19 protein-coding genes are annotated in these 22,134 nt (G+C 31.8%); 9 read left to right on the top strand and 10 right to left on the bottom strand.

What is annotated here, in order from left to right; genetic code table 11:
- The first annotated feature begins 102 nt into the window (after positions 1-102).
- From CCORG_RS06105 to ftsZ, 3 genes are read left to right on the top strand one after another with little or no spacing between them, the layout of a single operon-like run.
- Positions 103-1,572, top strand: coding sequence for a peptidylprolyl isomerase (locus CCORG_RS06105; RefSeq protein ID WP_025803251.1), 1,470 nt, complete (start codon positions 103-105; stop codon positions 1,570-1,572).
- Positions 1,565-2,929, top strand: a complete 1,365-nt coding sequence (gene ftsA / locus CCORG_RS06110; RefSeq protein WP_025803250.1) for a cell division protein FtsA — start codon at positions 1,565-1,567, stop codon at positions 2,927-2,929. Before CCORG_RS06105 ends, ftsA begins: the two co-directional genes overlap by 8 nt.
- A 16-nt stretch (positions 2,930-2,945) precedes the next feature.
- Positions 2,946-4,082 carry a cell division protein FtsZ gene (gene ftsZ, locus CCORG_RS06115; protein WP_025803249.1) on the top strand — a complete coding sequence of 379 codons (1,137 nt, stop codon included), beginning with the start codon at positions 2,946-2,948 and terminating at the stop codon, positions 4,080-4,082.
- A 45-nt stretch (positions 4,083-4,127) separates the two neighbouring features.
- Here ftsZ and CCORG_RS06120 read toward each other — a convergent pair whose 3' ends face one another.
- The 6 genes from CCORG_RS06120 to purL form a co-directional block, all read right to left on the bottom strand.
- On the bottom strand, positions 4,128-4,415 hold the full coding sequence (locus CCORG_RS06120) for a metal-sulfur cluster assembly factor (RefSeq protein WP_025803248.1): 288 nt from the start codon (positions 4,413-4,415) through the stop codon (positions 4,128-4,130).
- The gene (locus CCORG_RS06125) at positions 4,405-5,580 is read right to left on the bottom strand and encodes a hypothetical protein (protein WP_051487267.1); all 1,176 of its coding nucleotides are present in this window, start codon (positions 5,578-5,580) and stop codon (positions 4,405-4,407) included. The genes CCORG_RS06120 and CCORG_RS06125 overlap by 11 nt, the downstream gene beginning before the upstream one ends.
- A 3-nt stretch (positions 5,581-5,583) precedes the next feature.
- A complete protein-coding gene (locus tag CCORG_RS06130; RefSeq protein ID WP_025803246.1) occupies positions 5,584-5,913 on the bottom strand; it encodes a hypothetical protein in 330 nt (109 codons plus the stop codon).
- Positions 5,914-6,036: 123 nt separating this feature from the next.
- Positions 6,037-7,569: a bifunctional phosphoribosylaminoimidazolecarboxamide formyltransferase/IMP cyclohydrolase gene (gene purH, locus CCORG_RS06135; RefSeq protein WP_025803245.1), complete on the bottom strand. Its 1,533-nt coding sequence runs from the start codon at positions 7,567-7,569 to the stop codon at positions 6,037-6,039.
- Positions 7,570-8,322: a DnaJ domain-containing protein gene (locus CCORG_RS06140; protein WP_051487266.1), complete on the bottom strand. Its 753-nt coding sequence runs from the start codon at positions 8,320-8,322 to the stop codon at positions 7,570-7,572. It lies immediately after the preceding gene.
- Between the two features lie 2 nt (positions 8,323-8,324).
- Entirely contained in the window at positions 8,325-10,514 is a 2,190-nt protein-coding gene (purL, locus tag CCORG_RS06145) for a phosphoribosylformylglycinamidine synthase subunit PurL (RefSeq protein WP_025803243.1), read from the bottom strand.
- A gap of 99 nt (positions 10,515-10,613) precedes the next feature.
- On the opposite strand from purL, the gene CCORG_RS06150 reads away from it, so the two are divergent.
- Together CCORG_RS06150 and CCORG_RS06155 are read left to right on the top strand one after the other, a co-directional pair.
- The gene (locus CCORG_RS06150; protein ID WP_034971508.1) at positions 10,614-11,237 is read left to right on the top strand and encodes a class I SAM-dependent methyltransferase; all 624 of its coding nucleotides are present in this window, start codon (positions 10,614-10,616) and stop codon (positions 11,235-11,237) included.
- A 59-nt stretch (positions 11,238-11,296) separates the two neighbouring features.
- On the top strand, positions 11,297-13,237 hold the full coding sequence (locus CCORG_RS06155) for a BCCT family transporter (RefSeq protein WP_025803241.1): 1,941 nt from the start codon (positions 11,297-11,299) through the stop codon (positions 13,235-13,237).
- A 44-nt stretch (positions 13,238-13,281) separates the two neighbouring features.
- On the opposite strand, the gene CCORG_RS06160 is transcribed toward CCORG_RS06155, so the two are convergent.
- The 3 genes from CCORG_RS06160 to CCORG_RS06170 are packed head-to-tail and all read right to left on the bottom strand — an operon-like array spanning position 13,282 to position 17,115.
- A complete protein-coding gene (locus CCORG_RS06160) occupies positions 13,282-14,859 on the bottom strand; it encodes a hypothetical protein (protein ID WP_172658564.1) in 1,578 nt (525 codons plus the stop codon).
- A gap of 37 nt (positions 14,860-14,896) precedes the next feature.
- Positions 14,897-16,066, bottom strand: a complete 1,170-nt coding sequence (locus CCORG_RS06165) for a nucleotide sugar dehydrogenase (RefSeq protein WP_025803239.1) — start codon at positions 16,064-16,066, stop codon at positions 14,897-14,899.
- A complete protein-coding gene (locus CCORG_RS06170) occupies positions 16,063-17,115 on the bottom strand; it encodes an NAD-dependent epimerase (RefSeq protein WP_025803238.1) in 1,053 nt (350 codons plus the stop codon). The genes CCORG_RS06165 and CCORG_RS06170 overlap by 4 nt, the downstream gene beginning before the upstream one ends.
- A gap of 106 nt (positions 17,116-17,221) precedes the next feature.
- Here CCORG_RS06170 and waaC point away from each other — a divergent pair, with 106 nt between their 5' ends.
- From waaC to rfaQ, 4 genes are read left to right on the top strand one after another with little or no spacing between them, the layout of a single operon-like run.
- Complete coding sequence (waaC, locus tag CCORG_RS06175) at positions 17,222-18,178, top strand: lipopolysaccharide heptosyltransferase I (RefSeq protein WP_025803237.1); 957 nt, start codon at positions 17,222-17,224, stop codon at positions 18,176-18,178.
- Positions 18,175-19,062, top strand: a complete 888-nt coding sequence (locus tag CCORG_RS06180; RefSeq protein WP_025803236.1) for a lipid A biosynthesis lauroyl acyltransferase — start codon at positions 18,175-18,177, stop codon at positions 19,060-19,062. The genes waaC and CCORG_RS06180 overlap by 4 nt, the downstream gene beginning before the upstream one ends.
- Positions 19,055-19,762, top strand: coding sequence for a glycosyltransferase family 2 protein (locus CCORG_RS06185; protein ID WP_025803235.1), 708 nt, complete (start codon positions 19,055-19,057; stop codon positions 19,760-19,762). The genes CCORG_RS06180 and CCORG_RS06185 overlap by 8 nt, the downstream gene beginning before the upstream one ends.
- Complete coding sequence (rfaQ, locus tag CCORG_RS06190) at positions 19,759-20,832, top strand: putative lipopolysaccharide heptosyltransferase III (RefSeq protein ID WP_025803234.1); 1,074 nt, start codon at positions 19,759-19,761, stop codon at positions 20,830-20,832. The genes CCORG_RS06185 and rfaQ overlap by 4 nt, the downstream gene beginning before the upstream one ends.
- Positions 20,833-20,851: 19 nt before the next feature.
- On the opposite strand, the gene CCORG_RS06195 is transcribed toward rfaQ, so the two are convergent.
- On the bottom strand, positions 20,852-22,120 hold the full coding sequence (locus tag CCORG_RS06195) for an O-antigen ligase family protein (protein ID WP_025803233.1): 1,269 nt from the start codon (positions 22,118-22,120) through the stop codon (positions 20,852-20,854).
- Positions 22,121-22,134 lie beyond the last annotated feature (14 nt).

Raw genomic sequence — 22,134 nt, forward strand, 5'->3', positions numbered from 1 at the left:
ATATAAATTGCTATTTTAAGTGCTGATTTTAAGCTAAGTTAAATAAAAAATTAGTAAAATGTATCTAAAATTTTGTTAGTTAGTGATCAAGGAAAAACAGATATGATAAATTGGATGCAAACACATAAAAAAAAGCTTATTCCAGCTATTTGGATAAGCACTATTGCATTTGTTGGAGCTGGATTTGTTGGATGGGGTGCTTATAGTACTGGTCCGAGTGCTTCAGAAACCGTCGCAGTTGTAGGAAAAACTAAGGTTTTAGTAAATGACTTGCAGCAAAAATATAATGGACTTTATAATTACTTAAGTTCTATGACTGATGGCGGAATGACACAAGAAAAAGCTGATGAGATGAGACTTGAAGAGATAGCTTTGGCTGAAGTAGTTAAAGAGACTCTACAACTAAATCTTGCCAAAGAGCTTGGTATCGGTGCAACAGATGAAGATATAGCAAAATATATAGTAACAATGCCTGAATTTCAAGTAGCTGGAATTTTCGATAGAGAGCTGTATGAAAATTCAATTAAAAGAGCTGGTCTTAGTCAAAAAAGCTTTGAAGAGAGCCTAAAAAAAGCTATCATACTTGATAAACTAAACTATTCACTAAACCTTCCTGTAAACAACCTTGACCTAGAAGCTTTAGCAAGTGCTTATTTTATGCAAGATAGAATTTCAGTAGAAGTTGTAGAGATAACGCCTGATGATGTGAACGCCACTCAAGATGAGATAAAAGAGTATTGGGAAGCTAATAAAGAAAATTTCAAAACTCCTACTATTTATGATATAGACGCTCTTTATGTATTAGCTGATAAAATTCCAACTCAAGATGAACTAAAAGAGTATTGGGAAGCTAATAAAAATTCATATCTTAATAACGATGATACAATAAAAACATTCGAGGACGCTCTAAGTGAAGCAACAAGAGACTATAAACTAAGCATAAGCGAAGAGGATGCTCTTAAAAAGTACATAGCCTTAAAAAAAGGAGAGATACAAACTGATAAAAAACTAAGCATTGCTGAAGGAAATTTCTCATTTCCTATAGATGAGTTAAAAGCCGTTAGAACTGGTGAGTTTGCAAAACCTTTCATATATAAAGATGGATACCTTGTAGCAAAGATTAGCAATGTAAATAAACCAAGACAGATGACATTTGATGAGGCAAAAGATATAGTCACTGATGTATTTAAGGTAGTTAAAGCAGACCAGGAATTAGAAAAAAAGGCAAATGAAACTCTAGCTAACTTTAATGGTAAAGATTTAGGCTTTGTGACAAGAGATAGCCAGATAAGCTATGGCGGACTTAGTGATGGTGAATTTAGTATGTTTTTAAATGAACTTTTCAACCGCCCTACTACCAAACCAGGCTTTATAAAGCTAGAAAACAAAGCTGTAGTTTATAACATAACAGATCAAAAGTTAGCAGATAGTTCAAAAATAGAAGAGTATAAAGATACGATATATCAGAGTGCTTTTAGCATTAAAAACACAGAACTAACTAACAATCTTCTTGATATCCTTCAAAAAAGATATCCTGTAAGAAATCTATATCAAGGTCGAACAAATGAATAACTGCTATATTTTAGGCCTTGATGTGGGCTCAGTAAATGTTACAGCAACCATTGCTAAAATTGACAATGATAACTTTTCAGTTTGTGGTATTGGTAAAGCTAAAACTTCTGGACTTAAAAAAGGCGTAGTCACAAATATAGAAAAAGCAGCTATTTCTATAAGAAAAGCTGTCGCAGAAGCCAAAAAAAGTGCTGGAACAAGACCTGATAAAACAGTAGTTTCAATATCAGGTGCTTACGCAAAAAGTGTTTCATCTCAAGGAATTGTTAGTATTCCAAACGATGAGATAACCATAAATGAGATAAAGCGTGCTATGCAGATGGCAAAAGATAACGCTAGACTTGAAAAAGAGCAGATTATTCTGCATGTTTTGCCTTACGAATTTAAAGTTGATGGTCAAGAATTTATAGAAGACCCTATCGGAATGAGTGGATCAAGACTTGAAGTTTGTGTTCACGTTGTAACAGCTGAAGAAAACTCAGTTAGAAATCTTTTAAAAGCAACACAAATGGCAGGCTTAAAGATTGACTCTATGGTTTTGAGTGGTTATGCTTCAGCGATTTCAACTCTAAATAAAGATGAAAAAGAGCTTGGTGTTGCACTTATTGATATAGGTGGCGCTACATCAGATCTCATAGTTCATCTTGGAAATTCAATCAGATACAATGGCGTTGTTCCATTTGGCTCAGCAAATATAACTATGGATCTGTCGCATGCTTTAAGCACACCTTTAAAAGATGCTGAAGACTTAAAACTTGAGTATACAAAGCTACTTCATAGTGGTGTAAAAGAGCTAAATTTGCCAACCATAGGCGAATCATCAAAAACTCACCCAGCAAGTCTGGATATAGTTACAAATGTAATATACGCTAGAATTGAAGAAATTTTACTCTTGCTTGTAAATGATTTAGAAAAAAGTGGCTATCTTAAAAATGGCAAACTAGGAGCTGGCGTGGTTTTAACTGGTGGAATGGCAAAGCTTGATGATATTAGAAATTTAACTTCGCTTGTGTTTGATAATATGCCAGTAAGAGTTGCAAAACCAAGAATGGTAGCTGGACTTTATGAAATTTCAGATGATCCAGAAAATGCTTGTTCACTTGGACTATGTCTATATGGTGCGGGTGAATTTACAGCTTATGAGATAGACTCAAATGGTGAGCTTAAGTACAAAGATGCTGAAATTTCAACACTTTCTAAGCAAAGCGTTGAAATTAACGATACAGAAAATAGAGTTGAAAAAGAAGTTCATGATATAGATAAGAATTTTCCAATAGATATATCAAAAATTTCTAAAAACAAAGATGAGATTAGTATAATTACAAAATTTAAAAACTGGATAACACAACTATTTTAAAAAGGGGATACAAATGATGAGTAATTTTAGCGTTGAAGAGAGCAAAAGGGTCTATGGTGCAAAGATGAAAGCCATCGGAGTTGGTGGCGGTGGTTGCAATATGATAAATCATATGATAAGAGAAGGACTTGATAGGATTGATTTGGCTGTTGCAAATACAGACGCTCAAGCACTTCAAGGATCACTTGCAAAAACAAGAATAACCCTTGGAGAAGGGATAACAAAAGGTCTTGGTGCTGGAATGGATCCTGAGGTTGGTAAAAATGCAGCCGAAGAGAGCTATGATACATTAAAAGATGCACTTGAGTACTCAGATATCGTCTTTGTATCAGCTGGTCTTGGTGGTGGAACTGGTTCAGGCGCAGCTGCAGTTGTAGCAAGAGCAGCTAAAGAAAAACAAGCATTAACTATCGGTATTGTTACAACTCCTTTTAACTTTGAAGGTAAAAAACGCCAAAGAATAGCAAAAGAGTCAGTTGAAGAGCTTAAAAAAGAGTGTGATTCTATCATAGTTATACCAAACCAAAAACTCTTATCTATTATAGATAAAAAAGCTGGAATAAAAGAGAGTTTTAAAGTTGTTGATGATGTTCTTGCAAGAGCTGTAACAGGCATGACATCAATCATACTCGATGCTGGCGATAGCGATATAAACCTTGATTTTAAAGATGTAAAAAAGGTAATGTCACATAGAGGTTTAGCACTTATGGGCGTAGGTGCAAGCGAAGGTGATAATGCACCTGTTGAAGCACTTCAAGATGCTATACAATCTCCACTTCTTGATGATATGAGTATAAAAGGTGCGATGGGAGTTTTAGTACACTTTAAAATTCATCCCGATTGTCCACTACTTGAGATTGCAGCAGCTATGGAAGATGTTGTTACAGAAGCAGCTCATGAAAATGCTGATATATTCTTTGGAACCACAACCGATGCAAGTCTAGAAAATAACCGTGTAGAAGTTACCTTAATAGCAACAGGCTTTGAAGAAGAAAAAAAGGAAATGCCCAAAGAGAGCGTAGAAGATAAAAAAGAGACTACAAGTCCGATTTTTAGCAGAGAAAGAATTAGAAGAGTAAGTGGTGGAATCGACCTAAGCGAGTCATATGATATGCTCGATGAGCCTGCTTATCTTAGAAATAAATTAGATTAATAAAATCATTCCCCTTTATCTTTGGGCTAAATTTAGCCCAAAGATTTAATTAAGTGCTTTTCTAACCTCATCTGTTGCCATAAAGATACTCCAAACTGGCTCCCAAACTAACTCTATCTCACAGCTACTAACACCTTCAACTCTTAGCGCTGCTTCTTTTACCCAATCTAAAATTAGCTCATGTAAAGGACAAGCCCTAGTTGATAGCGTCATTTTTATATCTGCTTTGCCATTACTAAATTTTACGCCATATATAAACCCTAAAGAGACAATATCAAAGCCGATCTCAGGATCAACTATCTTTCTTAACTCATCATAAATTCTATCTATCACCACTAACTCCAAATTTACTAAATTTAAGTATGTTTATAACATTTATCATAAAAAGTATAACGCTAACGCCCATAAATAAAATAGCTAAAAAACTACAACCAATAATAGCAAAAATAACACCTAAAACATTAAAAATCAGTGAAAATAAAGCTATATTTTTCATAACCATATCTTCAAGAAGTGGAACTTTTGCTTTGCCAACAAATGGTGATATATAGTGATACCAAACAAGAAATTGCAAAATTTTATAAATATGACCCACTATAAAAGCGTATAAAAACCCAAAAATAACGCAAATTATCCAAGCTTCGTTTTTAAGTATAAAAAGTAAAATACTAAGAAGCAAAAATATCATACTAGCTACTATATTTAAATTCCAATAATCCCACGCCTTTCTTTGGCGTTTTTTTAGCATAAGTCCCACTTGAGCTACAAATCCAACCAAACTAAGGCATATCCAAATAATTGATACTCTATATTCAGCCCCTAAAACAGCTCCCCCACAAACATAAAGTCCAGCTGAGATAAAATAGAGTCTAAAACTTACATTTCCACATAAAGAAAACATCGGCATTAACACACTTGTTGAGCCAAGAAGAATAAAATATATAAATCCTAGCACAAAATATATGTGATAATTAAGTAAAAGCATGAAGTCTAAATTTAAAGCTCCAACTAACACAAAAAGCAAAGCATAACCAAGTAAAATTCCAATAAGCAAAAATATACCAGCTATAAAAAGAGCATAATACGCAAAATTTCTAACCATTGAACTTTTAAAACTTAAAAGATATGTAGTGCAAAAATAGACTAAACTAACAAACAAAATCGTTCCGCCACCATGCATCATCCCAACGCTTTGCTTTAAAAGTCCAAAGGCAAATACAAAAACACCAAATGCATAAATAACTAAATTTATCATAGCAAATTTAGTTATGTAAAACTCTTTTTCTAAAATAACAGATGTTAGTTGGTAAAGTGCTCCTATGATAATACTCACAACAAAACCAACTAGAAAAATATGCAAAAATCCAGCCGTAGGAAGTGCGGTAATTGCGTTAAAATCAGCCAAAAAGTAAGAAAATATACTTAAAACTAAAAACAAAAACCCAACTATAAAATATCCACTAACTAACCTAAATGGCGCCACAAAAGATGTAATCACAATTTATCCTTTACAATCTGCTTTAATATCACCCAAACTCATGCCATCTTTTAGACTAAACTCAAGCTTTACAAGCCCATTTTCAAGGTCAGTTTTTTCATAATTAACGCTATTTTCTATCTTTTTAATCAGTCCAATTGGAAATTTATGATTTATCATAATAACTTTTCTAGCCCTATCTGGTAAGAATTTTAAAGCAATAATAGCATTTACCATCGGTTCTGGCGGAACGCATTTACTACTGTCAAAACCAATAAATTTATCTTTTTTATAAAAATCTACAGTTGCATCATCTACGCTAAATTTCTCCCAGCCATCAAAATGATTTTTCATTTTATCTCCTAAATTTGAAATTTGATATCATTATATAAGAATTTTGTAGAAATTTAGTTGATTTTTATCAAGATTTTAAGCTTTTAAGGGGCGAATTTAACCCCTTAAATTTAGTAAGTAAAATTAGTGTAAAAAGTGTCTTTTGCCAGTAAAATACATAGCTATATTAGCCTCATTTGCAGCCTTAATAACCTCATCATCTCTAATCGATCCGCCTGGCTGAACGATAGCTTTTACTCCAACTTTTGCAGCTATATCTATGCTATCTCTAAATGGAAAAAACGCCTCACTAGCTAAAACACAACCATTTAAATCAAGCCCCATGTCATTAGCTTTTGCTACAGCAGCCCTAGCCGCATCAACCCTGCTTGTCATACCCATACCAATAGCTACCATCATAGAGTCTTTAACATAAACGACGCAATTTGACTTGGTTAAAGCTGCAACCTGCCATGCTATTAACATATCGTCAATCTGAGCCTTAGTAGCTTCTTTATCTGTAACACACTTAGCATCTTTTAATTCGCTTTTGCAGACAAAATCCCTTTCTTGATAAACAAATCCACCATCAATGTGTTTAAAATCAAATTGCTCGTTAGCTCTTTTTAGGAATTCAGAGTTATGGGTAAAAATTTTAGTTTTTTTCTTATCGGCAAATACTTCTAGTGCCTCATCAGTAACATTTGCAGCAACTATTACTTCCATGAAAGTGCCTTTTTCATGAAGTTTTTGGGCTAAATGTCTATCAAGAGTGCCGTTTATTGCTATGACGCCACCATAAGCTGAAAGCGGATCACACTTTAAAGCATCTATATAGCTCTCATATACATTAGATTTAATAGCAAAACCGCAAGGATTTGCATGCTTACAAATAGCTACCGCAGGCACATTACCAAAGCTTGAAGCAAGCATTACAGCTCCGTGGATATCAGTCATATTATTAAAACTAGCTTCACCTTTTAAAGCAGTAAAGTTTTTAGAATAGAAGTCTTCAAACTCATACAAAGCACCTTTTTGATGCGGATTTTCACCATAACGAGTATCAAAAACCTTTGTACCTGTTATAAACTGCTTAGCTCCAAAGCCGCCATTAAAGCGTGAGTTCATATAGTTTGCTATCATACTATCATATGCTGCTGTATGTTCAAAAGCTTTAATCATAAGCTCTTTTCTAAATTCAAGCTCATTTTTGCCACTTTGCAAAATTTTAAGAACTCTATCATAATCATTTTTATCAGTTACTATCATCACATTTGCAAAATTCTTTGCTGCACTTCTTACCATTGTAGGACCGCCAATATCGATATTTTCTATAATCTCATCAAAATCATCAGTTTTGTTTATCGTTTCTTTAAATGGATATAAATTCACACACACCAGATCAATAGCTTCTATGCCATTTTTAGCCGCCTCATCAGCATCTTTATCTCTTTTAAATAAAATTCCGCCATGAATTTTTGGATGAAGAGTTTTTACTCTACCATCAAACATTTGTGGGCTTTGTGTGTACTCGCTAACTTCAACTGCTTTTATACCACTATCTTTTAGTAGCTTATAAGTTCCGCCTGTACTTAAAATTTCAAAATTTAAAGCCTCTAAACCTTTAGCAAATTCTACTATGCCACTTTTATCGCTTACACTAAGTAATGCTCTCATTTACAATCCCCTTTCGTTTTTGATCTTTTCATACGCTTCATTTATCTCTTGAAGCTTTTTTGTTCCAGCTTCAACTATCTCATCATCTGCACCCCTACCCATTAATATATCAGGGTGATATTTTTTAACTAAAGACCTATATACTTTTTTAAGCTCATCATTGCTTATATTTCTATCAACACCTAAAATTTCATATGGTGTTTTTTTACTGCTTTTTTGCCTGTTTTGGTTGTTGTGGTTTTGATTACTATAGTTTTGGTTATAACTCTGTCTAGTTCTAAATTCAGCTCCAAATTTACTAAAAATCTCCTCTTTTAGACCACGATAAAGCTCAAATCCATCACAAATTTCGCTAATTATTCGTTTTTCTGCATCATTAAAATTTCCATCCATATAAGCTAAATTTAGAAAAAAGTAAATTTTGCCAATCTTTTCAGGAGTGCTAAGTTTAAATCTTTGATTATACTCAAAAGCCACACCAAAGGCATTTTTAGTGTTATCTTTTTGGCTATTATAAACCCTTTTTAACTCATCTCTATCAACTCTAAATTTCATAGAAATCTCGCTTAAAACTTCTGAAACTATAGCTGCTTCTGTTTCATTTACCCTGCCATCGCTTTTTACAACTTTAGCAAGAAGAGCTACTATATATCTTGCCTCTTCTGCTCTTTTTAAAGGTGAGCTAAATTTAATCCCTTTAGATAGATAGTAAAACAAAAATATAGCAAAAAATATAACTGGCAAATATCCCAAATTTATGCCTTTATAATCTTTTCAAACTCGTTAAAATAGATATCTTTAAGCTCACAAAGATTTATACTAACCTCATTTATACTAAATTTATCACCGCCTGTAACGCCAAGCTTTTGGTAGCTAAGACTAGCGTTTTTAACTTTTTGTTCAAATTTAACCTCATCTTTTACGCCAAAAATAGCCCTTGAAAAACTCTCATCAAAAATATCTCTATTATCATCTACTAGCATCTTAAACTCGCCGCCCATATCTCCAACCGCACTCATCTTAGCTAAAGTCATGGCAACTCCGCCAACTCCTACGCTATTTGCAAACTCTAAATTAAAATTTTCATTCAAAGCTAAATCCCAAAGTGCTCTTTCTTTAGTAAAATCTATCTCAGGAAGCGTTCCAGCAGTCCTACCTTCTACTACTTTCATATACAAACTTCCTGCAAAAACACCCTTAGTTTCACCAACAAGATATAGCGTGACACCATTTTTTGTAAAATGACTTGGAACTACATTTTTAGCCTCTTTTCCTACACCAACAGATACAATTCCAGGAGTTGGGTAGATGCTACTACCATCAGTTTCATTATACAAGCTTACATTTCCGCTTACTACTGGAGTGCTTAGGGCTTTACACGCTTGTTTTATACCATCACAACCCTCTTTAAACTGCCACATAACTTCTGGATTTTCAGGATTTCCATAATTTAAACAATCAGTTATAGCCAAAGGTACTGCCCCACTCATGGCAACCTTCCTGCCGCTACTTGCCACTGCTAAAGCAGCACCGATTCTAGGGTTTACATAGTTCATTCTAGGATTTGAATCAGCTGCCATAGCTACCATAGCCCCACTTTCTTTTACCCTTATAGCAGCTGCTCCTAGACCACCTACTTTTTTGATATTATCAGTTCCTACATATGAGTCGTATTGCTCATAAATAAAGGCTTTATTTAAAATTTCAGGCTCTTTAAGCATAGCTATAAAGCTACTTTGAATATCGCTTTTACTAGCTCCACAACCAGCTAAATTTAGTTTTTCTATCTCATCTAAATAAGATGGTTTTTCAACAGGTCTATCAAGAACTGGAGCATTTTCGCTTAAAGGCAAAATTGGTATTTCTCCTACTAAATCACCATGCCAAAATAGCTCCATATTGCCTGTATTAGTTACTTCACCGATAACTGCTGCATCTAAATCCCACTTCTTAAACACTTCTAAGACTTCATTTTCTGTGCCTTTTTTAGCACAAATAAGCATTCTTTCTTGAGACTCACTTAGCATAAGCTCATATGGTGTCATTGCTTCTTCTCTCATTGGAACCTTATCAAGATACATTTTCATACCACTTCCGCTCCTGCCAGCCATCTCAAAGCTAGAACTTGTAAGACCTGCTGCACCCATATCTTGGATACCAACTACCATGTCAGTTTTAAATAGCTCCAAACAAGCCTCCATTAGTAGCTTTTCAGCAAAAGGATCTCCTACTTGAACGGTTGGGCGAAGGCTTTGGTTTTCTTCGCTAAAGCTGTCACTTGCCATAACAGCCCCGCCTAAACCATCTCTACCTGTTTTTGAGCCAACATATATGACAGGATTGCCCACGCCTTCAGCTTTTGCATAAAAAATCTCATCACTTTTACAAATTCCTAAAGCAAAAGCATTTACTAAGATATTTCCATTATAACACTCATCAAAACTTACCTCACCGCCAACTGTTGGAATTCCCATACAGTTTCCATAGTGAGCTATCCCAGCAACTGAGCCTTTTACTAGATATCTTTGGTAGCGATTTACCTTGCTATTCCCACGAATTTCACCAAATCTAAGCGAGTTTAAATTTGCTTTAACTCTTGCTCCCATTGTAAATATATCTCTTAAAATCCCACCAACTCCAGTTGCTGCTCCTTGAAATGGTTCTATAAAGCTTGGGTGATTATGACTTTCCATCTTAAAAACAGCTGCGTATCCTTTGCCGATGTCTATAACACCTGCGTTTTCGCCAGGTCCTTGAATGACCCATGGAGCTTTGGTTGGAAATCCCATTAGATATTTTTTACTTGATTTATATGAGCAGTGCTCACTCCACATAGCAGAAAATACGCCAAGTTCTAGCAAATTTGGCTCTCTACCTAAAATTTCTAGAATTTTATCATACTCATCTTTACTTATTTTATGAGCTTTTATAGTATCTTTATCCATTTTTTATCCTTTTAATTTATAAACCTTGATTCTAACTAAATTTAGCTATGAATTTAATAAATTTTGATAATATCTTTAAATTTTAATCAAAGGATAAAAATGAAAATTATAGATGAAGTAAGAGATAATGTTAGATTTCCAAAGGGCGAAGATGGAGTAAAAACGCTAAAAAGAATGAATGAAGTTCATAATAAAAGTGCTATTTGGGCGATAAATAGAGTAAATATCTGTGAAAATTTGGATATAGAAATTTTAGATATTGGATTTGGTGGTGGACAAAATCTTCTAAATTTAAGAGATAAATTTAAAAACTCAAAACTTTATGGAATTGACTACTCACCAACCAGTCTTGATGTGGCAAAAGAAACTACTAAAAATTTAAAAAATATCTACCTAAAAATCGGCGATGTATCTAAAAAAATAGAATTTGATGAGAATAAATTTGATATCATAACAGCTTTTGAAACACTATATTTTTGGGAAAATTTAAATGTTGCTTTTAGTGAGATCAAAAGAGTTTTAAAGCCTGATGGTGTGTTTTTACTGCACCTAGAAGGAACAACTAAGAAAACTCTTGATGAGTGGAGCAATGGAGTAAATTTAAAAAACAAGCTTAATGAAAATGAAATTTATGAGCTATTAAAACAAAATGGCTTTAAAAAAGTAGAAATTTATGCTTTAGATAGTAGTGAAATTCGTACATTTATAGCTAAAAAACAGTAAATTTATTATTAGTTTACTTTTGTTTTATAATCTAGATAAATCTTTAATAAAGGAAATTTATGAATTTAAAAAAGGAATTTAATCCTTCTGTTTTTTATACCACAGTTATTTGTTTATCTGTGCTTTTGCTCCTTGCTTTGGTGTTTAAGGAGTCATTTTTAGCTGTAGCAAAATCAGCTCAAATTTTCATTACTGAGACTTTTAGCTGGTTTTATATCTTAAGTGCAGCTATTATCTTGCTTGCTTGTATCTTTCTTATGTTTTCTAGATATGGCGATATAAAGCTTGGTCCAGATCATGCAAAACCTAGCTATAAAAATGGCTCTTGGTTTGCTATGCTATTTGCTGCTGGAATGGGCATTGGGCTTATGTTTTTTGGTGTTAGTGAGCCACTTATGCACTATATAACACCGCCTTCAGCTGAGCCTGAGACTATTGAGGCTGCTAAAAAGGCCATTACGATAACATTTTTTCACTGGGGGCTAAATGCATGGGCTATTTATGGAATAATTGCTATAATACTAGCTTTTTTTGCATATCGTCATAACCTACCACTTACTCTTAGATCGGCATTTTATCCTATAGTTGGTGATAAAATTTATGGTCGTTTTGGAGATATGATAGATGTATTTGCCGCTGTAGCAACGCTTTGTGGTGTAGCTACATCTCTTGGATATGGTGTTTTACAGATAAATGCCGGTTTTTCATACCTCTTTGGGATAACTATGACAACTGGTATGCAAATATCAATAATAGCTATTATTACGGTATTTGTTACACTATCTGCAACCAGTGGAGTGGATAAAGGGATAAAAATTTTAAGCAATACAAATATGATTTTGGCGGTTTTGCTTGTTTTATTTATATTAGTTCTTGGAAATACAACTTATTTATTTAAATCAATACTTGAAAATACAGGAAACTACATCACATCTTTTATCGGTGATAACTTAAATTTATACGCTTATGATAAACAAAAAGATAGTTGGCTTGGTGGATGGACTGTGTTTTACTGGGCTTGGTGGTTATCATGGTCGCCATTTGTTGGGATGTTTATCGCTAGAATTTCAAGGGGTAGAACTATAAGAGAATTTGTAGTTGGGGTACTTTTTGTGCCAACTGGATTTACTTTTATATGGATGACGGTTTTTGGAAATTCTGCTTTTGATTTAGTAATAGGTCAAAATTTTACTGCTTTAGTTGACGCTGTTAACAAAGATGCGAGTTTGGCACTATTTGTATTTTTAGAGAAATTTCCACTATCATCGGTACTAAGCGGGATTGCTATATTTATGATAGCACTATTTTTTATAACTTCAGCTGATTCAGCAGCGATGGTTATTGATATGCTTTGTTCAAACGGTAAAGATGATACACCAAAATGGCAAAAACTTTTTTGGTGCGTGACAATTGGTCTAGTAGCTGCAATACTACTATATGCGGGTGGGCTTGATGCGCTTCAAACTATAGCCATTTTATCTGCCTTTCCATTTACTATCGCCTTAATGGGTTGTATGTATGGGTTATTTAAAGCTCTTCGCATTGATAGTGAGAAAAAACAGACTCAAAGCGTAAGAAATCTTCCTTTAAATATCGGAAGTTCAAAAAGATGGCAAGATAGGCTAAAAGATATCATAGACACACCAGATAAAGATGATGCTTTGGAATTTCTAGAAGATACTATAAAACCTGCTTTTAATGAAATCGTAGATGAGTTTAAGAAAAACTCTTTAGAAGCTAAAATAGTAGAAGATAAAGCTAAATCAAAAATTCACATCCTAGTTGGACTTGGCGATGAAGCAAGCTTTATATATGGTATAAAACTACTATCTAGCACATCTCCTGATTATGCTGATGGGGATAACTACTATAGAGCTGATGTGTACTTAGCAGAAGGTGGTCAAGGCTATGATATACTTGGCTGGAGTAAGCCTGCTGTGATAAATGATATCATCGAACAATACAGAAAACATATGCACTTCTTACACAGAACTCGCTAAATTTAGAGCCGATTTGGCTCTAAATTTTATAAATTTATACATAATTAATTTCTTTTTGTATGCATCTTTACTGCAACTACTGTCAGCCAAATTAAAATAGAGTAAGCTATCCCAAAAATAAGGCTTAAAAATTCCATACCATTTTTCAAAAACCCTTTAAATGGTGATATATTTTTAGCAAGTGAGTTTAAAAAAGTCGAAATACTATTTAAATAATTATTCCAAGGCTCATATATATTGTAAAGAAAATTATTTTCATATCCATATATTAAAAGCGTATGTATAATGCTAAGTACTATGATTATACAAATAGGTCTCATGCAATCTTGTCCAAAATCAGATGTAAGCGAATTTACCCAAAACACTAGTTTTTCTTGAAAGTTTCCCTTCCAAGATTTTCCTTCTAATTCATCTTTATATTTTTTCATCTCTTTTGAAAAATACTTATTGCCTTCTATTATATTGCCTATTTTATCAAAAGAGTGTTTTATTATTCTAATAGTTTCTCTATTGGTATTAGTATACTCTACATAAGTTTTTAAAAAATTGGGTGGTTCTTTTAAATTAGCATTTTCTAAATCCAATCCACCGTAAAATTTTGTATTTCTAAAATTTACTATATTTAAAAAAGTAGCATATTTAAAAGTTGCAATATACTTCTTTTGCCCATGTTCTTTTCCAAACTTACAGTTTTCAAAACCAACAAAATCATAAAATATACTTTTATATATGTTGAAATTTTGAAATTCAGAACCATAAAAATCTACAAGTTTTTTAAAATTTGTATCATTTATATCCAGTTTTTCAATTATATTTTCTTTAAATTCAAACTTTCCTTCAAAAAGTGTATTTATTGCAATAAAGTCTTTTATGTTAAAATTATTGATTTCTACTTTTTTATTAAAAATGCAATTTTTTAATAAAATTCTTGAAAGTTTTATTTTTTCTTCTGGCTTATTATTTTGTTTTTCACTAAATAATAAACCGTTAAATTCTACATCATTTAAATAGATATTTTTTTCAAATATACATGTAAAGTCAAACTGATTTGAATTTATTATATAATATATACTATCTTCTGATGAATTATTAGACACATCACCTTTAAAATTACAAGATTGATAAACTAAATTATCAACATTTTCTAAAATTTCATAATCTACTATAGACCAGTCATAATAAAAAACACAATCTTGAAAAAAGACTTTAGTATTTTTTAACGTAAGTGTAGTCAAGTAAAATTTACAACAATCAAAATGTATTCCAGCAAAAAGCACTAAAATTTTCTGATAATCAAAATAATCTCTACTATTCCTTTCTGGAAAATATATATCGGTTAAGGCTATAGTTTTTGTTTTCAAATAGTTAGAAATTTTTTGAAAATGCTCATTATCTTCCTGAGTATGATAGTTTGTTAAAAATTTATCTATCTCATCTCTTGTAAATGTATTGTCATTTGAGTTAGGGTAAGTGAAAATTTCATCTAAAATATATTCTTTTAGTTTTTTATAAAATTCTAATAAAAGAAAACTATGAGAATCAGCAGGATATCTATTTTTCTTACAATGTAAAGCACACCTATCCAAACCATTAAATTTTTCAAGCTGACACTCATCTTGCATACATATATTATCCATAAAATTTTCCTAAATATAAAACCTAATCATCATTTCTATATAGATCTCTTGTAAATACTCTATCTTTTATATCACTTAAACTATCATCAAGTCTGTTGGCTATGATTACGCTTGAGAGTTTTTTAAATTCGTTTAGATCTTTTATGACTTTTGAGTTAAAGAAAAACTCATCATCTAAATTTGGCTCATAAACTACCACTTCGATTCCTTTAGCTTTTATACGCTTCATCACTCCAAGTATTGCCGAACTTCTAAAGTTATCACTTCCTGCTTTCATAATAAGTCTATAAATTCCTACAACTTTAGGCTTTTTAGCGATTATGCTATCAGCTATAAAATCCTTTCTTGTTGAGTTTGATTTTACTATTGCTTCTATTAAATTTGATGGTACATCTTGATAGTTAGCTAAAAGCTGTTTTGTATCTTTAGGCAAACAATACCCGCCATATCCAAAGCTAGGATTGTTGTAGTGTGAGCCTATCCTAGGGTCTAATCCAACGCCTTCTATAATGGACTTTGTATCAAGCCCTCTTACTTGTGCGTAAGTGTCAAGTTCGTTAAAAAAAGCAACTCTCATAGCCAAATAAGTATTAGCAAATAGCTTAATTGCTTCAGCTTCTGTTGAATCTGTAAGAAGAACTGGTATATCACTTTTTGCTGCACAATTTGATAACATTTGAGCAAATTCTTTAGCACGCTCGCTTTTTTCGCCTACTATTATTCTGCTTGGATATAAGTTATCTTGTAGTGCTTTTCCTTCTCTTAAAAACTCAGGACTAAAGATGATATTATTAGTGTTAAATTTAGCATTTATCTCTTTTGTATAGCCAACTGGGATAGTTGATTTTATCACAATAGTAGCGTCTTTATTAATAGCTATGGCATCTTTTATCACAGCTTCAACCGAACTTGTATCAAAATAATTAGTCTTTTCATCATAATTTGTTGGCGTTGCAACTATAATAAATTTAGCATCCTTATAAGCTTCTTCTTTTTTATTTGTCGGGGTGAAATTTAGCTCTTTTTCCTTTAAAAACCGCTCTATTTCAGGATCGCTTATAGGAGAAATTTTATTCTTTAGCATATTAACTTTTTCATCAACCACCTCTAAACCGCAAACTTCATACTTTTGCGATAAAAGCATAGACATAGATAGTCCAACATAACCAAGCCCAACAACTGCTATTTTCATTTTATATCCTTAAAATAACTCTTATACCAATCAACAAATTTCCCAACACCATCTTTTAAAGTAGTAGTTGGCTTATAACCAAAATCCTTCACAAGCTCACTTACATCAGCATAAGTTGCCACAACATCGCCATCTTGCATACCTACAAACTCCTTTTTTATCTCAAAGCCAAGCTTTGTCTCGATAGCTTTAATAAAGTCCATAAGCTTAACAGGATTATTACAACCGATATTATAAATTCTAAAAGGAGCTTTTGAACTTGCTGGGTCTGGATTTTTCGCGTCCCATTTAGGATTTGAAGTAGTAGGCTTATCTATGACTTTTATCACACCATCAACAATATCATCTATATATGTAAAATCTCTCATCATCTCACCGTGATTAAAGACTTTAATACTCTCACCCCTAAGAGCAGCTCCTACAAACAAAGATGGTGCCATATCAGGTCTTCCCCAAGGTCCATAAACAGTAAAAAACCTAAGACCAGTTGTGCTTATATCATAAAGATGACTATATGTGTGGGCTAACATTTCGTTTGCTTTTTTAGTTGCTGCGTAGACGCTAACTTGGTGGTTTGTTTCGTGGTGTTCTGAGTAAGGCATCTTTTCATTTAGTCCATAAACAGAACTTGAACTTGCATAAACAAAATTTTTAACCCCACTGTGGCGAATAACTTCAAGCAAATTTACAAATCCAACTACATTGCTTTTTGTATAGCTGTGTGGATTGATTAAAGAGTATCTAACTCCTGCTTGAGCGGCTAAATTTACAACTGCATCAAATTTATGCTCTTTAAAAATTCTCTCTAAAAGTTCTAAATCCGCCAAATCGCCCTTTATAAACGCTAAATTTGGCATAGTTTTTGAGATAGATAACTCTTTATCGCTCCACTTATCTATACCATTACTTCTTAATCTATCAAATTTTAGCTCAACATCATAGTAGTTATTAATATTATCAAAGCCAACTACCTCATCGCCTCTTTGTGCTAGAGCTTTAGCTAGTGCTGAGCCTATAAACCCAGCCATTCCTGTAACAAAAATTTTCATAATCCCATCCTAAATAAAAACTAGATTATAACAAAATTTAGAAAACATTTTAACCAACTTTAGGGGTTTAAGTCATTTTTTGGCAATATTTATGTAAAATAACGAAATGAAAATTTGTATAGTTAAACTCTCAGCTTTTGGCGATATTGTCCACTCTTCGGTAGTTTTACAGTTTATCAAGACTCATTTTAAAACGGCTGAAATTTGGTGGGTTTGTGAAGATAGATTTGCAAATTTGCTTGAAAATCACGCTTTGATTAGTGGCATCATAAAGCTAAACTTAAAAGATAAGAAATTTATACAAAGCTATAAATCGTTAAGAAATGCTCCTAAATTTGATATAATCTTAGATCTTCAAGGACTTATCAAATCAGCAATTGTAGCTAGAATTTTAGGTAAAAATATAGTTGGTTTTGATAAAAATAGCATTAGAGAGAGCTTAGCAAGTCTATTTTATTCTAAAAAAATAGCGTGTGATTATAGCCAAAACATCATCATAAGAAATTTAACTCTTGTTAGCAAGGGGCTAAATTTTGAGTTTAGCAAGCAAGAAATTTTAGATAAAAATCCATGCTTTATATATAAAGACCAAAAAGAATCAAATAGCGAAAAAAAAGGAATTTTAATAGTCGTAGGCTCAAGCGTTAAAACTAAAATTTACCCAAAATTTACTGAAGTTATAAACAGCCTTAAAGAGTATGAAATTTATCTATCAGCAAACACAAAAAGTGAGTTGGAAATGGCAAATAAAATCTCAAAGCAAACTCACGCTAAAATTTTAAAGCCAACAACTCTTTCTGATTTGGCTAAAAATATAAGAAATTTCGCTCTTGTAATAGGTGCAGATAGTGGTCCAACCCACTTAGCATGGGCTCAAAATGTCCCAAGTATAACTATTTATGGATATACGCCACACTTTAGAAATAGCTTTGAAACTTCTATAAATTTAACAATCCACTCAGGAAAAGAGATAGATCCAAAAAAACTTGATAAAAATGACTTTTGTATATCTAAAATAGAACCAAAAAGTATCGTAAACCTAGCAAAGGAGCTACTAAAATGATAGACTTTATCTATCTTTGGCTTTTTTATACGCTTAAATTTATAGTAAATCTTTTTCCAAATTTTATGCTAGATGGTTTTGCGAATTTTATAGGAAATTTAGCCTTTAAAATCGATAAAAAGTATAAAAAAATTATCTTTGCTAACCTGAATTTGTGCTTTCCAGAAAAAAGCGATGATGAAAAACAACAAATCGTTAGAAAAACATATATTCATTTTGCAAGAGTTGGGATTGATTTTATAAAAAACCAAAACACGACAAAAGAAAAAATCCTAAATAAAGTTAAATTTATAAACGAGGAAGTTTTTGCAAATGCCTTAAAAACAAATCGCCCTGTCATTGTTCAAACCGCACATTATGGTAACTGGGAGCTTTTTAGCCTTGCTATGGCTGCTAAATTTGGATCTGTAAGCATAGTAGGAAGAGCGCTTGATAGTAAAGTAATGGATAAAATTTTAACCAAAAACAGAACTCAGTTTGATATAAATTTAATTGAAAAAAGTAGTGCTGCAAAAAATATAATGAGATCTTTAAAAAACAACCGACCAGTTGGAATTTTAACAGATCAAAACACAGCCAAAAAAGATGGTATAGAAGTTAGTTTTTTTGGAAAAAGAGCTCTTCACACGCCAGTAGCATCGATATTTGCACAGAAAATGAACGCTTTAGTAATACCAGCTTTTATATATAAAAATAGCGATAAAAAAGATGAAATCTACTTTTTTGAAGCTATTGATGTAGCAAATTTTAATAAAGAAGATGCCGTACAAAAAATAACTCAACTTCAAGCTGATGCAACGCAAAAAATTATAGAGTTTAAGCCAGATGAGTATTTTTGGTTTCATAAGAGATTTAAGCACTTTTATGAGGAAATTTATGAATAAATTAAGCATAGTAATTCTAACTTTAAATAGCCAAAAATACCTAAAAGAGGTCTTAGAAAGTGCTAAATTTGCTGATGAGATTTTAATTATCGATAGTGGTTCAACTGATAAAACAAAAGAATTTTGCTATAAATTTAATACTAAATTTATATATCAGCCCTGGCTTGGCTTTGGTAAGCAAAAGAGATTTGGAGTAAATTTAGCACAAAATGAGTGGGTTTTTGTGCTTGATAGTGATGAAATAATCACTCAAAAGTTAAAAGATGAAATTTTAAAAACCATAAAAAATCCAAAATTTATGGCTTATAAAGTAGCAAGACTTAACTTTTTCTTTGGAAAAGCTATTAAAAAAATGGGGCTTTATCCTGACTATTCAGTTAGACTTTTTAATAAAAATTTTGCAAATTTTAACCAAAGAGATGTCCATGAAAGTGTTGTGTTTTTTGATGAAAATATGGCTTTTGGAACTTTGAAAAATCACTTCATCCACAAAGCTTATGAAAATATAGATGAGTTTATCGCTAAACAAAACAGATACTCAACTCTTGGGGCTAAAAAAAATGTCTTAAAAGCTATCTTTAGTCCGTGCTGGACATTTTTTAAACTCTACATATTAAAAGGCGGATTTATGGAGGGTTGGCACGGTTTTGTGATATCAAAACTCTACTCACAATACACATTTTGGAAGTATATAAAATGAAAATATTAGTTATAAAATTTAGAAATATCGGCGATACTCTTCTAGCTTCGCCAGTCGTATCAAATTTAAAGCTTAACTACCCAGATGCAACTATAGACTTTGCCCTAAATAGTGGCTGTGAAGCGATGATAAGTGGCAATCCAAACATAAATAAAATTCATATATACGATAGATTTAAGATAAAAAATTCTAACTTTATAGATAAAATCTTACTTGAACTTGAATTTGCTAAAAATATTAAAAAACAAAATTACGATATAGCTATAAATTTAACAACTGGTGATAGGGGAATTTGGATAGCAAAATTTGCTGGAATTAAAAAAATAGTTGGCATGAGCGGCAAAAACAGGCTAACAAATACTTTTATCACAGATAAAATTCCAAAATTTAGTGATTTTAAACACATAGTTGATCAAAATTTAGACGCACTAAAAGCTTTAAATTTAGAAATTTTTAATAAAAAAGTTGAAGTTTTTAGTGATGAAAATTTAGAGTTTTTAAATTTACCTAATAAATTTATCCATATCCATGCAACTTCAAGATGGATGTTTAAGTGTGTAAATGATGATATTATGGCAAATATCATTGATTTTTGTGAAAATGATTTAAACATAAAAGTAGTTTTAACAGGCGATAATAATCAAAATGAGCTAGATAAACTAAAAAATATTTTATCACTTTGTAAAGCTAACCCCATAAATTTAGCTGGAAAACTAAATTTAAAGCAAGTTATAAAGCTTTCTAAACTTTCAAGCTTATATATAGGCGTTGATACTGCTATTATGCATATTGCTGCTGCAAACGATACTCCATGCATAGCATTTTTTGGTCCAAGCGGGGCTTATGAGTGGGGTCCGTGGGATAACTGGCTTTTAAAAAGTGGATACACAAAACAAAACGGCATTCAAACTATGGGAAAACATATAGTTTTCCAAAAAGATTGGGAATTTGTACCTTGTGATAAAGATGGCATCATAAAGCACAAAGTAGAAAATAGACTTATGGATTTTAGTGATGAAATGAATTTAATAAAACAAAAGATAGTTTTTAATCTAAATAATGCTATATAAAAAATTATTTTTGTAACTATTATATTTTATTTTTAGGTAGCAACCCTCTTTTTACTAAAATAAAAAATCCTATCATATAAAAAAGATATAAAATTTTTAAATTATATGTTTCGACAATTCCCCTTACTCCAAAATATGAAAAAACTGATATAAAAATACCAGCGTATAACAAATTTCTACTTTTTTTAAACTCAGCAAAACAACTAATTAAAAGAGCAAAAAATGATAAAAATAGAGCTAAAGTTCCTATAAAACCAAAATAATAGTAATTTCCTATAAAAAATGGCTCATCGTTCCACCAGTGTCTTTTTCCATTTCTTATAATCATCATAGAAATGTTATGACCCTCATCAAGTTTATTACTTAAAAATTCATCATATTGATGCTCTTCATACCCAAGACCCCAAAATGCCCTATCGCTTTTTAAAAGCAAAGGAAATCTTTCTTTTAGTATCATATCTCTGCCGCTAGAGTTATTTTGTGAGATTTTGTATTGAAATATTCCAGATCGAGATGCAAAATAACCAACTACAATAACAGATAATATTGTAATAAATAAAATTGGTTTATACCTTTTTTTTATAGTATTTTTATATCTTGTAAAAAAGATAGCAATTAAAAACAAAATAACACAAACAACCAAACAAAGCCAAGCACCTCTAGCACCAGTTAATATTGACATTATCACAGCTATAAGTGAGAAAATAATAAAAAATGACTTTAAGTATTTATTTTTAAAAAGAAAAATTCCCATAAGTCCAAATATAAAAAATCTATCAACGAAAAAAGAGTATGCCCTATTTATAATTCTAGAAGTCTCGCCATTAACATTAATCTTATCAAATTCTGTAAACAAAGGCTTCATATAGTACAAAGTTATAAGCACATAAGCAGCTAGCAAACTATAAAAAAAAATTTTTGGTTTTGTTTCACTGCTTGATGCATAAATTAAAACAACAAATAAAAACGAAACTCCTCTTCCAAATTCACTAAAAGTATTTCCAAAAGTGCCAAATTCTTTTGAGTATGGAAACAGGGCTATAACAAAAGCATAAAATATAAAAATAGACAAAAAAATCAGTTGATATTTTGCTAATAAAAAATTATTTTTGATATTATTACAAACTACTTGTTTATTTGTAGAAAATAGAGCTAAACTAAGAAATAAAGCCAAATATAAAGAGATATTTTTTATAGCTGTAAATTCTACATGATGTTCGCAAATAATAAATATAAACAGCAACACACATATAGCACAATCTATATATCTTAAACTTTGACTACCCATTTTTTCCTTTCATT

The organism is Campylobacter corcagiensis (genome assembly GCF_013201645.1).
In the GTDB taxonomy this organism is placed as follows: Bacteria; Campylobacterota; Campylobacteria; order Campylobacterales; family Campylobacteraceae; genus Campylobacter_B; species Campylobacter_B corcagiensis.

Excerpts from the sequence above, each read along its gene's own strand:
- CCORG_RS06105 (WP_025803251.1), top strand. The coding sequence starts at position 103 with ATGATAAATTGGATGCAAACACATAAAAAAAAGCTTATTCCAGCTATT.
- ftsA (WP_025803250.1), top strand. The coding sequence starts at position 1,565 with ATGAATAACTGCTATATTTTAGGCCTTGATGTGGGCTCAGTAAATGTT.
- ftsZ (WP_025803249.1), top strand. The coding sequence starts at position 2,946 with ATGAGTAATTTTAGCGTTGAAGAGAGCAAAAGGGTCTATGGTGCAAAG.
- CCORG_RS06130 (WP_025803246.1), bottom strand. The coding sequence starts at position 5,913 with ATGAAAAATCATTTTGATGGCTGGGAGAAATTTAGCGTAGATGATGCA.
- purH (WP_025803245.1), bottom strand. The coding sequence starts at position 7,569 with ATGAGAGCATTACTTAGTGTAAGCGATAAAAGTGGCATAGTAGAATTT.
- purL (WP_025803243.1), bottom strand. The coding sequence starts at position 10,514 with ATGGATAAAGATACTATAAAAGCTCATAAAATAAGTAAAGATGAGTAT.
- CCORG_RS06150 (WP_034971508.1), top strand. The coding sequence starts at position 10,614 with ATGAAAATTATAGATGAAGTAAGAGATAATGTTAGATTTCCAAAGGGC.
- CCORG_RS06155 (WP_025803241.1), top strand. The coding sequence starts at position 11,297 with ATGAATTTAAAAAAGGAATTTAATCCTTCTGTTTTTTATACCACAGTT.
- CCORG_RS06160 (WP_172658564.1), bottom strand. The coding sequence starts at position 14,859 with ATGCAAGATGAGTGTCAGCTTGAAAAATTTAATGGTTTGGATAGGTGT.
- CCORG_RS06165 (WP_025803239.1), bottom strand. The coding sequence starts at position 16,066 with ATGAAAATAGCAGTTGTTGGGCTTGGTTATGTTGGACTATCTATGTCT.
- CCORG_RS06170 (WP_025803238.1), bottom strand. The coding sequence starts at position 17,115 with ATGAAAATTTTTGTTACAGGAATGGCTGGGTTTATAGGCTCAGCACTA.
- waaC (WP_025803237.1), top strand. The coding sequence starts at position 17,222 with ATGAAAATTTGTATAGTTAAACTCTCAGCTTTTGGCGATATTGTCCAC.
- CCORG_RS06180 (WP_025803236.1), top strand. The coding sequence starts at position 18,175 with ATGATAGACTTTATCTATCTTTGGCTTTTTTATACGCTTAAATTTATA.
- CCORG_RS06185 (WP_025803235.1), top strand. The coding sequence starts at position 19,055 with ATGAATAAATTAAGCATAGTAATTCTAACTTTAAATAGCCAAAAATAC.
- rfaQ (WP_025803234.1), top strand. The coding sequence starts at position 19,759 with ATGAAAATATTAGTTATAAAATTTAGAAATATCGGCGATACTCTTCTA.
- CCORG_RS06195 (WP_025803233.1), bottom strand. The coding sequence starts at position 22,120 with ATGGGTAGTCAAAGTTTAAGATATATAGATTGTGCTATATGTGTGTTG.